This is a genomic window from Azospirillum baldaniorum (assembly GCF_003119195.2).
GTDB classification, from domain to species: domain Bacteria; phylum Pseudomonadota; class Alphaproteobacteria; order Azospirillales; family Azospirillaceae; genus Azospirillum; species Azospirillum baldaniorum.
On the sequence record NZ_CP022253.1, the window covers coordinates 1776186 to 1790468 of the forward strand.

Genomic DNA, 14283 nt, shown 5'->3' on the forward strand with positions numbered 1-14283 from the left:
ATGAGAAGAGGACGCCGAGAGGAGCCGCATGGCCGTCCAGCCGATCCGCAAGCCCACGCGCCTGGAACCCTGGCAGGACCCGGGACAGAAGCCCTATGTGCGAATCGAGAAGGTGACCAAGACCTTCGGCGATTTCGTCGCTGTGGACGAGGTCAGCCTGTCGATCTACCGGGGCGAGTTCTTCGCCCTGCTGGGCGGCTCCGGCTCCGGAAAGACGACCCTGCTGCGCATGCTGGCCGGGTTCGAGACGCCGACCGAGGGCAAGATCTTCATCGACGGCGTCGACATGGCCGGAATCCCGCCCTACGAGCGGCCGGTCAACATGATGTTCCAGTCCTACGCCCTGTTCCCGCACATGTCGGTGGAGCAGAACGTCGCCTTCGGCCTGAAGCAGGACGGCGTCGCCAAGGCCGAGATCAAGGAACGGGTAGGGGCGATCCTCGACCTCGTCCAGCTCGGCCAATTCGGCAAGCGCAAGCCGCACCAGCTCTCCGGCGGTCAGCGGCAGCGCGTGGCGCTGGCCCGCTCCCTGGTCAAGCGGCCGAAGCTGCTTCTGCTTGACGAGCCGCTGGGCGCACTGGACAAGCGGCTGCGCGAGCGGACCCAGTTCGAGCTGGTCAACATCCAGGAGAAGCTGGGCGTCACCTTCATCGTGGTCACCCACGACCAGGAGGAGGCGATGACCATGTCCTCGCGAATCGCCGTCATGAACCACGGCGTCATCGCCCAGACCGGCACGCCGACCGAGATCTACGAATACCCGCAGTCCCGCTTCGTCGCCGAATTCATCGGTTCGGTGAACATGTTCGAGGGCAGGGTGGTGGAGGATCAGGCCGACCATGTGCTGATCCGCTCCGAGGACGCCGGCTGCGACCTCTACATCAACCACGCGGTGGCGGTCCCCGCCGGCGCCACGGTGGGCGTTGCCGTCCGTCCGGAGAAGATCGCGCTGAGCAAGGAGCCGCCGGCCAACGCCGCGACCAACGCCGACGGGCGCAACGTCACCAGCGGGATCGTGCGCGAGATCGCCTATCTCGGCGACGTGTCGATCTATCTGGTGGAACTGAAGACGGGAAAGACGGTGCGCGTCACGGCGCCCAACGTAGTGCGGCGCACCGAGATGCCCATCACCTGGGACGACGAGGTGCACCTGAGCTGGCGTCCCTTCGCCGGGGTGGTGCTGACGCAATGATCGACCTTCTGCGCCGGATCGGCCTGTGGGGGCGGGGGGTGGTGGTCGCCATCCCCTACCTGTGGCTTCTGCTGTTCTTCCTGGTGCCCTTCCTGATCGTGTTCGGCATCAGCCTGTCGGAGGCGATGCTGGCGCAGCCGCCCTACGCGCCGCTGATCGACTGGCTGGTGGACGAGGACGCGGGCACGACCAAGCTCCAGATCCTGCTGAACCTGTCCAACTACCTGCGGCTGGGCGGGGACGACCTCTACATCCTGGCCTATCTGAACTCGGTGAAGATCGCGCTGGTCACCACCGTCTGCTGCCTGCTGCTGGGCTACCCCATGGCCTACGCCATCGCCCGGGCGGAGCCGTCCAGGCGCGGGCCGCTGATGATGCTGGTCATCCTGCCCTTCTGGACCAGCTTCCTGATCCGCATCTACGCCTGGATCGGTATCCTGAAGGCCAATGGGGTGGTGGACAACCTGCTGCAATGGACCGGCCTGACGACGGAGCCGTTCGAGCTGCTCTACTCGGACTGGGCCGTCTACATCGGCATGACCTACTGCTATCTGCCCTTCATGGTGCTGCCGCTCTACGCGACTCTGGAGAAGCTCGACCCGACGCTGCTGGAGGCGGCGGCGGACCTCGGCTGCCGGCCCTGGAAGGCGTTCCTGACGGTGACTCTGCCGCTGTCGCTGCCGGGCATCATCGCCGGGTCGCTGCTGGTCTTCATCCCCTCGGTCGGCGAGTTCGTGACTCCGGAGCTGCTGGGCGGTCCGGACACGCTGATGATCGGCCGTGTGCTGTGGAACGAGTTCTTCGCCAACCGCGACTGGCCCGTCGCCTCGGCGGTGGCCATCGCGCTCCTGCTGTTCCTGGTGGTGCCGATCATGGTCTTCCAGCATGTCCAGGGACGCCAGACGGAGGCCGGGCGATGAAGCAGATGGGAAAACTGGCCTGGGCGCTGTGGTTCGGCTACGCCTTCCTCTACGTGCCGATCGCGCTGCTGATCTTCTACTCCTTCAACGAGTCGCGGCTGGTCACGGTGTGGGGCGGCTTCTCCACCAAATGGTACGCGGAGCTGCTGCAGAACGACCAGCTTCTCGGGGCGGCCTGGCTGTCGCTCAAGGTGGCGGCGATGTCGGCCACCGCGTCGGTGGTGCTCGGCACCGTTGCCGGTCTGGCGCTGGCGCGCTTCGGGCGCTTCCGCGGGCGGACGCTGTTCGGCGGCATGATCACCGCGCCGCTGGTCATGCCGGAGGTCATCACTGGCCTGTCGCTTCTGCTGCTGTTCGTGGCGCTGGAGCAGGCCATCGGCTGGCCGGACGGCCGCGGCATGACGACGATCACCATCGCCCACACCACCTTCACCATGGCCTATGTGGCGGTCATCATCCAATCGCGCCTCGTCAGCCTGGACGAGAGCCTGGAGGAGGCGGCGATGGATCTCGGCGCCCGCCCGGCCAAGGTGTTCTTCGTCATCACGCTGCCGATCATCGCGCCGGCCATCGTGTCGGGCTGGCTGCTCGCCTTCACCCTGTCGCTCGACGACGTGGTGGTCGCCAGCTTCGTGTCGGGTCCGGGCTCCACCACGCTGCCGATGGTCATCTTCTCCAGCGTGAAGTTCGGCATCAGCCCGCAGATCAACGCGCTGGCGACGCTGATGATGGTGGTGGTCGCCACCGGCATTTTCATCGCCAGCCTGGTCATGGCGCGGCAGGACCGTCAGCGGAAGCGGGACGAGCAGATGGCGGTGCAGGGCGGCTGAAAAGCCCCCTGTCACCCCCAAACACCGCCTCATAGGGGCTATGCCATCAGGCCGCAGACGGCGGGGTGGCCGTTTGCCGTTGCATTTGCTATTGTATTGGCATCTGCAACAGCGAATGAGGTCGTATCGTGCGCGCGCTCTTATGGTTCCCAATGCTTCGTCTTGGTTTTTCGATGCCTTTTTCGGCGCCCAAGCGCCGTTATTCGGACCGTCCGCCCTCCCGCCGCTGAGCGGTCGAGCGCGCTGCCCTTTCGGGCATTCCAGTGGCCCCTTTGGTGGCCGTTGCCAAATCCTCCGCTCCGTGGTTAGGGTGACCGTGGGTCACGGGTGACGCCGTGACGACCCGCTCCGGCCACGCACAAGAGCCGGACAGTTCAGGGATTTGGCAGGAGATTCAAAGATGACGACACCGGCGGCGGAAGGCTTCACCATGCCGGGCGAATGGGAACGGCACACGCGCTGCTGGATGGCGTGGCCGTGCCGGCCCGAGACGTGGCCCGAGGGGGCCTTCGACGCCGCCGCTGCCGCCTACACCGACGTTGCCCGCGCCATCAGCCGGTTCGAGCCGGTGACCATGGTCTGCGATCCCGCCGACGTCGCCGACTCGTCCCTGGCCTGCGGGCCGGGCGTCGAGATCCTGCCCTTGCCCATCAGCGATTCCTGGATTCGCGACACCGGACCCAGCTTCGTCACCGACGGGAAAGGGCAGGTGGCCGGCGTCCATTGGCGTTTCAACGCCTGGGGCGGCAACTACCCGGACAGCGCCAAGGACCAGCAGGTCGGGCGCCTGATGCTCGAACATCTCGGCCTGCGCCGCTTCGAAGCGCCCCTGGTCATGGAGGGCGGCTCCTTCCATGTGGACGGGGAGGGGACATTGCTGACGACCGAGCAGTGTCTGCTGAATCCGAACCGCAACCCGAATCTCGGCAAGGCGGAGATCGAGGCGCTTCTCAAGGAGCATCTCGGCATCTCCAGCGTGATATGGCTGGGCGAGGGCTATCAGGACGACGAGACGGACGGTCACATCGACGAGATCGCCCTGTTCGTGAAGCCCGGCGTCGTCATGGCGATCACCACCGACGATCCCGGCGATGCCAACTTCAAGGCGTTCCAGGACAATCTGGACCGGCTGAAGCGCGCCCGCGACGCCCAGGGCCGGGAGTTGGAGGTCATCCCGGTCCGCCAGCCGGCGCGGCGCGACGAGAACGGCGTGCGGCTGACCCTGTCCTACACGAATCTCTACATCGCCAATGGCGGCATCGTCATGCCGGCCTTTGAGGATTCGGCGGACGACGAGGCTTTTCGCATCGTCCGCCGGGCCTTCCCGGACCGCGAGGTGGTGCAGGTTCCGGCGCTGGACATCGTGCGCGGCGGCGGCGGCATCCACTGCATCACCCAACAGCAGCCGGCGGTCTGATCCGGCGCATTCACTGGTTAGCGGAAAGGCGAGGGCACGTGCAGCCTTCGCTTTTTAATCGGTCACTGAGTCGATTCGGATCTTGAATCGGTGGGTGCGCGGGCGCATCTTCTTAACATGCAGTTAAACCCGCTCAATATGCCTCCGATGGCAAAGCCTCAGCCGCCGATCACACCGGCGATGCAGATGGCCATGTCTCCGGCGGTTCAGGCGGCGCAGCAGACCACCCCAACCGTTCGCACCCAGACGGTCCAGGCGACCCAGGCGGTCGGCAAGCTGGACCAGACACGGGACACGCGCAACGCCACCCAGTCGGGGCAGGCGATCGACCCGCAGACGGCGGCCGTCCAGGCACGGACCAACGGCGCCGGCTACGGTGGCAAGAAGCGGGGCACGCTCCTGGACGTGAGCGTCTGAGGCATTTTCACGCGTCCTTTCCCGCTGTTCAATTCGCAACCTCTCCGCCATTATCATAGGCAAAGCCGAGGCGGTTTTTCGCGTTGCCGAAGGCTGTTTCCAGGAAGCTGGTTCGGCTGTAACGCGCTGGAGCCGTTCGCGTGATGCATTCCGTCCTGATCGAGATGATCGCCGCTGGACAAACGGATGTTGGCCGTGTCCGCTCGCGCAACGAGGATTCCTTCCACCTCGATCCGGCGCGCGGCTTGGCGGTGATTTGCGACGGCATGGGTGGACACGCCGGCGGCGACATCGCCAGCCGCACCGCGGTGGATGCAGTGGCCGCGGTCATTGCGTCCCACGACCGCACCCACGACGGCCGGACACCATCCTTGGCGGAGGAGGACAGGGCGGCGGTGGACGCCGTAACGACGGTCCGCTCCGCGGTGGTGACCGCCAACCGTCGGATCAACACCCTGAACCGTCAGCGCGGCTTCGCCGAGGGGCGGGGCATGGGCACCACGCTGGTGGGGCTTTGGCGAGTGCCGGGAACCGGGCGTGTGGTGGTGTTCCATGCCGGAGACAGCCGGTTGTATCGTCTGCGCGACGGAGAATTGCGCCTGCTGACGCGTGATCACAGCCTTTACCAAGTCTGGCTCGACAACGGGCGCCGCGGGCAGGCTCCCCATCGCAACATCATCGTCCGCGCGCTCGGCACCGGGGAGCAGGTCGAGCCTGACATCGCCGTCCACGATCTGCAGCCCGATGATCTCTACCTTCTGTGTTCGGATGGGTTGACCGGCATCGTGCCGGAAGGCTTGATTCAGCGGATTCTCACCCAACAACCGCCTCCCGCCGCCGAGGACGCCTGCGCCAGGCTGATCGATCTCGCAAACGGGGCGGGCGGGCCGGACAACATCACCCTCATCCTCGCCCGATTCGTCCTTCTCCCGGCCTGAATACAGGGTGCACAGCCAAGTCTGTCAGGGCGCCTTGGTTTTCAGGAAACGCGCCGTGGCCACCGTGGTCGGAGCGGCGGAGTCCAGCGCCTGCTTCAATGCGGGCAGATAGGACGCTGCCGTTTCGGCTTCAGGGCGGGGAGACGGGAACAGCGGTGCGGGGCTGGCGATCACAACGATCAACTCGTGACCGTATGGCGGTCCGATGCTCCAGAAACGCCCGCCGGCGCCGCGCTCACCCAGCCGGCGAACCGCACCGGGCTCCACACGACCGCTGACCTCCAAGGGGTTGGGCAACAGATGGATCACGTCGCCGTCCGACGTGAAATAATCCACTTGCAGATGCGCTGGGAAATCAGGGGTTGCGATGTCGAACATCAGGTCTTGGCCGCCCTTGAACGGCATTCCGGCAGCCTCCTTGAAACGGATCGACAAGGGTGTCGCCGAGCCGGCGTTGGCGGACCGGAGTGGGCCGATCAAGGTCAGAGGCTCGCACAGGGCAGGGGACGCGCGCTCGACGTCGACAGCGGCCCGCTGCCCGGTGAGGAGATCCTGGGCGAGCAACGCGAGGCTGTCCGGATCGGTATCGCCCGCGGTCAAGCCGGAGATCGCCACCCTCTGGTCCATGCCGATGGCGACATCCAGTTCGGCGCAATGAAACTCCGCCAAGGCGGTCCGCAGCGCCGACAGATCGGGCACGGTGGGAACAGGCAGAACGTCAGGATCGGAAGGTGGATGGGCGGAGACGGGCTCACTGTCCGCTGAGCCATCGGACGCCGCGCCGCCATGGTTCGGCCAAGCGGTCGCAGCGCCCCCGACAACGGCGATAAGCAGCGCCGTGGCGCATCGGTGCCGCCATGTCGTCGGGGTGTGGGAGGCCTTCACCGAATCCTGACCGTTGGCTATAAACTGGGATTTATGTAGCGCGCATTTTGGGCATCGCCAAGGGCGGAGGGGTTGTCACTCTCAGGGAAAGGTCGATCATATAATCTGTATTATGGAAAATATGATCACAAGGAAGCGAGCAGGGCGCCAATCCGTCCCTTCCGGCCTTCCGGTCGATGGATTATCGTCGCGGCTCGTTTCTGCATCCAATTCCATCGATGAAGGCTGCGCCTTATGCCTCGTTCCTCGTGGCTTTTCGGCCCCGCGTTGTCGCTCTGTCTGCTTCCGTTCGCCGCCGTGGCCCAGACGCCACCCGATTGCGCCAAACCATCCGGCCGTGCCGAGCGCACCATCTGCGCCAGCGCCGACTTGAAGGTCGTCGCCGAGGATATGGCGACGCTGCTGCGCGACACCTTGGGGAACACATCCATTGATGACAACCGGGATGCCATTGAGCGAGCGCAGAAAGCGTTCCTGACTGAACGTGACGCCGCTTGCGCCGACAAGTCCACCATTCCGGCCTGTCGAGCCCTGTATGAAAAACGCACCGCCGACCTTGCCGCTCAGAATTCAGCGGCGCAGAAGAAGCTGGCCACGGTCGTCGCCGGCATTCCAAAGGACGCCAAGGCCGCTGCCGCGGCGCTCCAGCGCTACAGCGGCGCGCCAGCAAAGGCATGGCTGGTCTATCTCCATCAGAGCGGCGCGGTGGCGGTGCCTGACAAGGACGCCACGGTGCGCCGGCTGGTGGACGAGATCTTGAACCAAGGTCTCCCTAAAGATCCCTATCTCCTTGAAGAGATGGCGAATCTCGGGGACGTCCCCAGCGCGCCGCTGAGCACGTCGCTGCTCTTCCTGCGTCACGTCATGTCGACCACGGAGATGGACGCGCCGTGCTTCCTGTTCACCAAACATGGGCAGCCGGCCTTCGAAGCCTTCGGCGCCTTCTGGGGCAACGCGCGCGACGAGACGCCCGGTCTGTGCAGCCCGCCCTCCTCCCTGTTCGATCTGCCGGAATGGAAGGCCGTCTCCACACACATGGACCCGGCCATCGAGCCGGCCTTGGTGGAACGCGGCAGCATCCGCCATGGCTATGAACGCCAGTTCGAGGTGGACGATCTTCAAGCGACGCTGGTGCCCAGCACGCTTCTTGAAGCGCCCATGTCCGCAGAAGCCAAGAAGATGGCCGAGCAGCGCGGCCGGGCCGTGGCCGCTTTTCGATCCTGGAGCGATTTCGACGTCTGGCCGGAGAAGGAATACCGCGCAGCGGTGAACGCTCTGCCGGCAGCCATCACTGCAACGTCAAAGCTTTACAGAGAAAAGTTCAAGCTGAATCCCCAGACGGCGGATCAGGCAGCCAGGGCGGCCGCGGACCGCTTCATTGCCGGGCGGCTGGGCCTCATCATGCCGGACGACTGACCGTCGCCCTGCCCCATCCCGTCACCAACCGACGGTCAAAGCTCGATGACGAGCCCGTCATAGGCGGGCTCGACACCGGGGGGAAGCAGCCGGCGGAGCGTGTCGTAATCCATGGTCTGGTCCATGTGCGTCAGGTAGGCCCGCTTGGGGCGCACCCGCGCGATCCATTCCAGCGTCAGGGCGAGATGGGCATGGACCGGGTGTGGCGGCTCGATCCGAGCGCAGTCGACCACCCACACCTCGACGCCTTCCAACGCCGTGAAGGCATCTTCATCCAATTTCACAACGTCGGTCGAATAGGCAAATTTATCAAAGCGATAGCCAAGGGTCTTCAGATAGCCGTGATCCTGCTCGAAGGGCACGATCCGGCGACCGCGCACCTCGAACGGGCCTTCCACGGCGCGAGGCGTCAACACCGGTCGGTAAAAGGGATCGCCGGGGCGCAGAGGCTCGAAGCAATAGCCGAAACGCCGCTCCAACTCGGCCAGATCATCGGCGCTGCCAAAGGCGTCGATGGGCGCGTGCATGGCGCGGCAGAGTTCCCGCAGCTCGTCGATGCCATGGGAATGGTCGGCGTGCTGGTGCGTCCACAGCACGGCGTCGAGCCGACGCACATCGGCGTTGAGAAGCTGCTGACGCAGGTCCGGCGAGGTGTCGACCAGGACGCTGACGCCACCGCCCTGCCCGGCCCTCTCCTGCTCCCACTCCACCAGGATGGATGGGCGCATCCGCTGGTTCCTGGGGTTCGCCGGGTCACATGAGCCCCAGCCGAGACCGATCACGGGGACGCCCCGCGATCCGCCGCAGCCAAGGATCGTGACCCGCTGGCCGGTCATGCGGCGGCCTGCCGGCCCGTGCCGGCGCGGGGGAACAGGCGGAAGAAGTTCTCGGTGGAGATTCGGGCCATGTCCGCCGTGTCCACGCCCTTGACCTCAGCGACGCAGGCCGCGGTGTGGGCGACGTAGGCGGGTTCGTTGCGCTTGCCGCGGAAGGGCACCGGCGCCAGATAGGGCGCGTCCGTCTCCACCAGAATCCGATCCAGCGGAACGTCCTTCACGATGGCGCGGAGATCCTCCGACTTCTTGAAGGTGACGATCCCGGACAGGGAGATATAGAAACCGAAATCCAGAGCCTCTTCAGCGAGTTGCCGCCCGGAGCTAAAGCAATGCAGCAAGCCGTTGACCGGCTGGCCGGCGGCTTCCTCGCGGACGATCCGCATGGTGTCGTCGTCGGCGTCGCGGGTGTGCACGATCAGCGGCAGGCCGGTCTCCAGGCTGGCCCGAATGTGCCGGCGGAAGCACTCCTGCTGAACGTCGCGCGGGCTCTTGTCGTAGAAGTAATCGAGCCCGGTCTCGCCCAGCCCGATCACCTTCGGGTGCTTCGACAATTCGACGAGGCGCTCGACGGTCACGCCGACGATCTCCTCCGCCGCCTGATGCGGATGGACGCCGAGCGAGCACAGAACGTCGTCGTACCGTTCGGCGACCGCCAGGATGCGGTCGAAGCGCGACAGGTAAGTGCAGATGGTCACCATCCGCCCCACCCCCGCCTGCCGGGCGCGGTCGACGACCTCGTCCAACTCCTCGGCGAAATCGGGAAAGTCGAGATGGCAGTGGCTATCGACCAGCATCGTTCGTCAGCTCTTCGCTTCGTCCACGTAGCGCGGAAACACGCCCTGCGGCGTGGGCAGCGGCGTGCCGGCGACCAGCGCCCCACCCGCCCCCAGCCGATCGAACCCTCGAGCCTCCGGCCCCTGCGCCAGCTGGTCCAGAATCTTCGCCGAGGCTTCCGGCATGATCGGCTGGGTCAGGATGGCGAGATGGCGGATGGTCTCGGCCAGCACGTACAGCACCGTGGCCATGCGCGCCGGATCGGTCTTCTTCAGCGCCCAGGGCGCCTGTTCGTCCACATAACGGTTGCCGTCGCCGATCACCGCCCAGATGGCGTCCAGTGCCTTATGGAAGGACTGCGACTGGATTTCCGCCCGGACGATCGGCAGCAGGTTGCGGGCGGCGCCGAGCAGGGCGTCGTCGGCCTCGGTGAAGGAGCCCGGTTGCGGCACGGCGGCCCCGCAGTTCTTGCCGATCATCGACAGGGAACGCTGCACGAGGTTCCCGTAATCGTTGGCGAGGTTGCCGTTGATCCGCTGCACCATCTGCTTGTGCGAGAAGTCGCCGTCGTTGCCGAAGGGCACCTCGCGCAGCAGGAAGTAGCGGGTCTGGTCCAGGCCATAGGTGTTGACCAACGTCTCCGGCGCGATGACGTTGCCCAGCGACTTCGACATCTTCTGGCCTTCGATGGTCCACCAGCCGTGCGCGAAGACGCGCTTGGGCGGGGCCAGCTTGGCGGCCATCAGGAAGGCCGGCCAGTAGACGGCGTGGAAGCGCAGGATGTCCTTGCCGACCATGTGCAGGTTGGCGGGCCAGTATTTGGCGTACTCGCCGCCCTCGTCCGGGAAGCCGACCGCGGTGATGTAGTTGGCCAGGGCGTCCAGCCAGACATACATGATGTGGTCGGGATTGCCGGGCACCGGAATGCCCCACTTGAAGGTGGTGCGGCTGACCGACAGATCCTTCAGCCCGGACTTCACGAAGGCCATAACCTCTTTGCGCTTGCCGGCGGGGGCGATGAAGTCCGGGTTCTGCTCGTAGAACTCCAGCAGGCGGTCCTGCCACGCCGACAGGCGGAAGAAGTAGGACGGTTCCTCCACCCACTCGCACTCGGCGCCGGTCGGGGCGATCTTCTTGCCCGACGGCGACGTGGTCAGCTCGTCCTCGCCGTAGAATGCCTCGTCGCGCACCGAGTACCAGCCGGCGTAGCTGCCGAGATAGATCTCGCCGGCCGATTCCAGGCGGCGCCACAGCTCCTGAACCGACGCGATGTGGCGCGGCTCGGTGGTGCGGATGAAATCGTCGTTGGAGAAGTTCATCAGCGAGACGAGGTCGCGGAAATTCTTCGACACGCGGTCGGTGAACTCCTGCGGCGCGATGCCGGCGTTCATGGCGGATTTCTCCACCTTCTGGCCGTGCTCGTCGGTGCCGGTGAGGAACTTCACGTCATAGCCGTCCAGCCGCATGAAGCGGGCCAGCACGTCGCAGGCGAGCGTGGTGTACGCATGCCCGATGTGGGGCACGTCGTTCACGTAGTAGATCGGAGTCGTCAGGTAGAAGGTCTTCGACCCGGTCATGGCAGAGGCTCTCCCGAGAATGCGCCGGCCCGGCGCGTTGCCGGCCCGGATGGGCGTGGTGTGTGTGTCGTCCGTGTTAAGTAGCAGCCGCTTCCAGCGTCGCCAAGGCGTTCAGGACCACCTGTTTGCGGTCGAGATTGGCGGATTCCGCACGGGCGAAATGGCGTTGGACCTTTTCCCACACCTCCACCCAACGTTCAAGGCCGCGGGCGTTGGCCAGACGGGTCATCAGGGCGGCCTCCCCGGCCACCACCTCCGCCGGCCAAGCGCCCCGGGCCAGCGACCGGACGAAGCGGGCCAGCCACCAGACGAGCAGGTCTGTGGCCGTCTCGTACAGCCCGTCGTCCTGCTTGCGGGTCAGCTTGTCGCCGAAGGCGTGGGCGGCGGTGATGTCCAGCCGCGGCAGGGTGCCGAGCAGCCCGATCAGTTCCCGGTAGAGATCGAGCCCGCCGGCCTCGGCCAGCCCGATGGCCCGCCCGATGCTGCCCTCCGCCAGCCGGGCGAGCGCCGCCCGGTCCTCACCGCCCAGGTCCGGACGATGCTGGGACAACAGGTTGAGGACCGTTTCCTCAGGAAGTGGTTGAAGCGTCAGCTTGCGGCAGCGGGAGCGGATGGTCGGCAGCATGCCGCCGGGGTTGTCGCTGACCAGAAGCAGCAGGGCGCCCGGCGGCGGCTCTTCCAGAATCTTGAGAATGGCGTTCAAGCCACTGAGATTCATGCGGTCAGCGCCGTCGATCACGGCCACGCGCCAGCCACCCTCGGCGGCGGTCTTGCGCAGGAAGGGGCCGATCTTGCGCACGTCGTCCACGGCGATATCGCGCTTCAGCCGGTCGCGCTTCTCGTCGCGTTGGCGCTCCACGGTCAGCAGGTCGGCGTGGCCGCCCGAGGCGACGCGGCGGAAGACCGGGGCGTCCGGGGGCAGCGTCAGCGAGGCGGGCGGCGGCGGCGCGCCGAACAGGCCGGCGTCCGGCGGCTCGAGCCCCTGGGACAGGACGAAGCGGGCGAAGCGGAAGGCCAGCGTCGCCTTGCCGATCCCCGGCGGGCCGCCGATCAACCAGGCGTGCGGCAGGCGCCCGGAGTTCCAGGCGTCGAGCAGCAGGCGCTCGGCGTCGTCATGGCCGGTCAGCTCCGGATTGCGGCGCGGGGCGAGGGCATCCTCCTCCGCGACCGGTTCGGGCGCGCGGGCGCGGCTCACCTCAGGAGGCTCCCAGTCGGCGGGTCACATGGTCCAGGATGGCCGCCTGCACCGCTTCGACGGGGTGGCCGGCATCGACAACCACGCAACGCTCCGGCTCCCGCGCGGCGATGTCGAGGAAGCCGTCGCGCAGACGGTGGTGGAAGGCGACGTCCATGCGCTCGTAGCGATCCTCCCCGCCGCGACGGGCGGCGGCGCGGGCCAGCCCCTCCTCCACCGGCAGGTCGAGGATCAGCGTCAGATCGGGCCGGAAGTCGCCCAGGGCGGTGGTCTGCAGCGTGGCGACCAGATCGCGCCCCAGCCCCAGCCCATAACCCTGATAGGCCATGGTGCTGTCGAAGAAGCGGTCGCAGATGACCCAGTGCCCGGCCTCCAAAGCCGGCCAGACGGTGCGCTCCAGATGGTCGCGGCGGGCGGCGGTGTGCAGCAGCGCCTCGGTCACCGGACCCCAGCGCCCGGTCTCGCCGGACACCAGAAGGCCACGGATCTCCTCGGCCCCCGGCGAACCGCCGGGCTCGCGGGTCAGCACCACCCGCTTCCCCCAACCGATCAGCGCGTTGGCGAGCAGGCGGATCTGGGTGGTCTTGCCCGCCCCTTCACCGCCCTCCAGCGTGATGAACCGCCCGCGCGTCATGGTCTGCTCCCGATGGTGATGAGGCCCGCCGCGTTCCGGATTCCGGCGGTGACGGGCCGGCTTACACCAATCAGCTCGCCCCGAAAATGAGGAACTTCGCCGCCGCCAGGGCGCGGCCCACGAAGCCCAGCTTCTCCACGTCCTGGGCGGCGACCACCGGGAACTCCTTGCCCGGGAAGCCCGGCGCGGAGACGACCACCTTGCCCACCACGTCGCCCTTCTTCACCGGCGCGGCGACCGGGGCGTTGCTGACCAGCGACACCTTCATGCCGCTGCGGTCGGCGCGGGCCATGGTGACCTTCATGTCCTCCGGCACGGTGACCGGAACGGTGTCCTGCGCGCCCAGCCAGAGCGGCACCTGATCGACCGTCTCGCCCGCCTTGAACAGGGCGTAGGTGGCGAATTCGCGGAAGCCCCACTCGATCAGCCGGGCCGATTCGTCGGCGCGGGCCTGCATGTTCGGCAGGCCGTTGACCACCAGGATGAGACGGCGCCCTTCCCGCTCGGCCGAGGCGGTCAGGCCGTAGCCGCCGGCCTCGGTGTGGCCGGTCTTCATGCCGTCGACGTCCATGCCGCGGTAGAGCAGCGGGTTGCGGTTGCCCTGGTTGATGCCGTGGTACTTGAACTCCCGGATCGAGTAATAATGGTAGTATTCCGGGAAATCCTTGATCAGATGCTCGGCCAGGATCGCGAGATCGCGGGCGGTCATGTAGTGGTTCGGGTCGGGCCAGCCCGTCGCGTTGGTCAGGTTGGTGTCCTTCAGACCCAATTCGCGGGCGCGCTTGTTCATGCGCTCGGCAAAGGCCGATTCGGAGCCGGCGAGACCTTCGGCAAAGACGATGCAGGCGTCGTTGCCCGACTGCACGATCACGCCCTTGATGAGGTCGTCGACCTTGATGTTGTTGTGCAGCTCCACGAACATCTTGGAGCCCTGCATCCGCCACGCGCGCTCCGACACCGGCAGCGTGCTCTCCAGAGTCAGCCGGCCTTCCTTGATCGCGTCGAAGACCATGTACATCGTCATGATCTTGCTCATCGAGGACGGCGCCATGCGCTGATCCGGGCTCTTCTCGAACAGCACGGTGTTCGAGGTGATATCGACCAGGATCGCCTGCTTGGCGATGGTTTCGATGCTGGCGGCGTGAGCCACCGGCCCCACCCCCGCCGCGAACAGCGCGACCGCAAGGCCCATGGCGAAACGGGTGCGGGCAACGCGGGTGCGGACGACAGCGACCATGACAACTCCCTTCGA

14 protein-coding genes are annotated in these 14283 nt (G+C 66.4%); 7 read left to right on the forward strand and 7 right to left on the reverse strand.

What is annotated here, in order from left to right:
• Nucleotides 1-28 precede the first annotated feature (28 nt).
• The 6 genes from Sp245p_RS08340 to Sp245p_RS08365 all read left to right on the forward strand — a co-directional run bounded on the left by Sp245p_RS08340 (nucleotide 29) and on the right by Sp245p_RS08365 (nucleotide 5714).
• Nucleotides 29-1192, forward strand: a complete 1164-nt coding sequence (locus Sp245p_RS08340) for an ABC transporter ATP-binding protein (protein ID WP_014240468.1) — start codon at nucleotides 29-31, stop codon at nucleotides 1190-1192.
• Nucleotides 1189-2112: an ABC transporter permease subunit gene (locus tag Sp245p_RS08345; RefSeq protein ID WP_014240467.1), complete on the forward strand. Its 924-nt coding sequence runs from the start codon at nucleotides 1189-1191 to the stop codon at nucleotides 2110-2112. Before Sp245p_RS08340 ends, Sp245p_RS08345 begins: the two co-directional genes overlap by 4 nt.
• Complete coding sequence (locus tag Sp245p_RS08350; RefSeq protein ID WP_014240466.1) at nucleotides 2109-2942, forward strand: ABC transporter permease subunit; 834 nt, start codon at nucleotides 2109-2111, stop codon at nucleotides 2940-2942. The genes Sp245p_RS08345 and Sp245p_RS08350 overlap by 4 nt, the downstream gene beginning before the upstream one ends.
• A 400-nt stretch (nucleotides 2943-3342) precedes the next feature.
• Nucleotides 3343-4359, forward strand: a complete 1017-nt coding sequence (locus Sp245p_RS08355; RefSeq protein ID WP_014240464.1) for an agmatine deiminase family protein — start codon at nucleotides 3343-3345, stop codon at nucleotides 4357-4359.
• Between the two features lie 147 nt (nucleotides 4360-4506).
• Entirely contained in the window at nucleotides 4507-4776 is a 270-nt protein-coding gene (locus tag Sp245p_RS08360; protein WP_041811071.1) for a hypothetical protein, read from the forward strand.
• Between the two features lie 143 nt (nucleotides 4777-4919).
• Nucleotides 4920-5714, forward strand: a complete 795-nt coding sequence (locus Sp245p_RS08365) for a PP2C family protein-serine/threonine phosphatase (RefSeq protein ID WP_014240462.1) — start codon at nucleotides 4920-4922, stop codon at nucleotides 5712-5714.
• Between the two features lie 24 nt (nucleotides 5715-5738).
• Here Sp245p_RS08365 and Sp245p_RS08370 read toward each other — a convergent pair whose 3' ends face one another.
• Nucleotides 5739-6413, reverse strand: a complete 675-nt coding sequence (locus Sp245p_RS08370; RefSeq protein ID WP_041811069.1) for a DUF4384 domain-containing protein — start codon at nucleotides 6411-6413, stop codon at nucleotides 5739-5741.
• A gap of 420 nt (nucleotides 6414-6833) precedes the next feature.
• On the opposite strand from Sp245p_RS08370, the gene Sp245p_RS08375 reads away from it, so the two are divergent.
• On the forward strand, nucleotides 6834-8015 hold the full coding sequence (locus tag Sp245p_RS08375; RefSeq protein WP_014240460.1) for a lysozyme inhibitor LprI family protein: 1182 nt from the start codon (nucleotides 6834-6836) through the stop codon (nucleotides 8013-8015).
• A gap of 35 nt (nucleotides 8016-8050) precedes the next feature.
• Here the strand turns inward: Sp245p_RS08375 and Sp245p_RS08380 are convergent, their stop codons facing one another.
• The 6 genes from Sp245p_RS08380 to Sp245p_RS08405 all read right to left on the reverse strand — a co-directional run bounded on the left by Sp245p_RS08380 (nucleotide 8051) and on the right by Sp245p_RS08405 (nucleotide 14268).
• Entirely contained in the window at nucleotides 8051-8851 is an 801-nt protein-coding gene (locus Sp245p_RS08380) for an MBL fold metallo-hydrolase (RefSeq protein ID WP_014240459.1), read from the reverse strand.
• Nucleotides 8848-9645, reverse strand: a complete 798-nt coding sequence (locus Sp245p_RS08385; protein ID WP_014240458.1) for a TatD family hydrolase — start codon at nucleotides 9643-9645, stop codon at nucleotides 8848-8850. The genes Sp245p_RS08380 and Sp245p_RS08385 overlap by 4 nt, the downstream gene beginning before the upstream one ends.
• A gap of 6 nt (nucleotides 9646-9651) precedes the next feature.
• Entirely contained in the window at nucleotides 9652-11202 is a 1551-nt protein-coding gene (metG, locus tag Sp245p_RS08390; protein WP_014240457.1) for a methionine--tRNA ligase, read from the reverse strand.
• A gap of 76 nt (nucleotides 11203-11278) precedes the next feature.
• Nucleotides 11279-12397, reverse strand: coding sequence for a DNA polymerase III subunit delta' (locus tag Sp245p_RS08395; RefSeq protein WP_014240456.1), 1119 nt, complete (start codon nucleotides 12395-12397; stop codon nucleotides 11279-11281).
• Between the two features lies 1 nt (nucleotide 12398).
• Nucleotides 12399-13031 (reverse strand): dTMP kinase, encoded by a 633-nt coding sequence (gene tmk, locus Sp245p_RS08400; protein ID WP_014240455.1) that lies wholly within the window; start codon nucleotides 13029-13031, stop codon nucleotides 12399-12401.
• 70 nt (nucleotides 13032-13101) lie between these two features.
• Nucleotides 13102-14268 carry a D-alanyl-D-alanine carboxypeptidase family protein gene (locus Sp245p_RS08405; protein WP_014240454.1) on the reverse strand — a complete coding sequence of 389 codons (1167 nt, stop codon included), beginning with the start codon at nucleotides 14266-14268 and terminating at the stop codon, nucleotides 13102-13104.
• Between the last annotated feature and the right edge of the window lie 15 nt (nucleotides 14269-14283).

Excerpts from the sequence above, each read along its gene's own strand:
- Sp245p_RS08340 (WP_014240468.1), top strand. The coding sequence starts at position 29 with ATGGCCGTCCAGCCGATCCGCAAGCCCACGCGCCTGGAACCCTGGCAG.
- Sp245p_RS08345 (WP_014240467.1), top strand. The coding sequence starts at position 1,189 with ATGATCGACCTTCTGCGCCGGATCGGCCTGTGGGGGCGGGGGGTGGTG.
- Sp245p_RS08350 (WP_014240466.1), top strand. The coding sequence starts at position 2,109 with ATGAAGCAGATGGGAAAACTGGCCTGGGCGCTGTGGTTCGGCTACGCC.
- Sp245p_RS08355 (WP_014240464.1), top strand. The coding sequence starts at position 3,343 with ATGACGACACCGGCGGCGGAAGGCTTCACCATGCCGGGCGAATGGGAA.
- Sp245p_RS08360 (WP_041811071.1), top strand. The coding sequence starts at position 4,507 with ATGGCAAAGCCTCAGCCGCCGATCACACCGGCGATGCAGATGGCCATG.
- Sp245p_RS08365 (WP_014240462.1), top strand. The coding sequence starts at position 4,920 with ATGCATTCCGTCCTGATCGAGATGATCGCCGCTGGACAAACGGATGTT.
- Sp245p_RS08375 (WP_014240460.1), top strand. The coding sequence starts at position 6,834 with ATGCCTCGTTCCTCGTGGCTTTTCGGCCCCGCGTTGTCGCTCTGTCTG.
- Sp245p_RS08380 (WP_014240459.1), bottom strand. The coding sequence starts at position 8,851 with ATGACCGGCCAGCGGGTCACGATCCTTGGCTGCGGCGGATCGCGGGGC.
- Sp245p_RS08385 (WP_014240458.1), bottom strand. The coding sequence starts at position 9,645 with ATGCTGGTCGATAGCCACTGCCATCTCGACTTTCCCGATTTCGCCGAG.
- metG (WP_014240457.1), bottom strand. The coding sequence starts at position 11,202 with ATGACCGGGTCGAAGACCTTCTACCTGACGACTCCGATCTACTACGTG.
- tmk (WP_014240455.1), bottom strand. The coding sequence starts at position 13,031 with ATGACGCGCGGGCGGTTCATCACGCTGGAGGGCGGTGAAGGGGCGGGC.
- Sp245p_RS08405 (WP_014240454.1), bottom strand. The coding sequence starts at position 14,268 with ATGGTCGCTGTCGTCCGCACCCGCGTTGCCCGCACCCGTTTCGCCATG.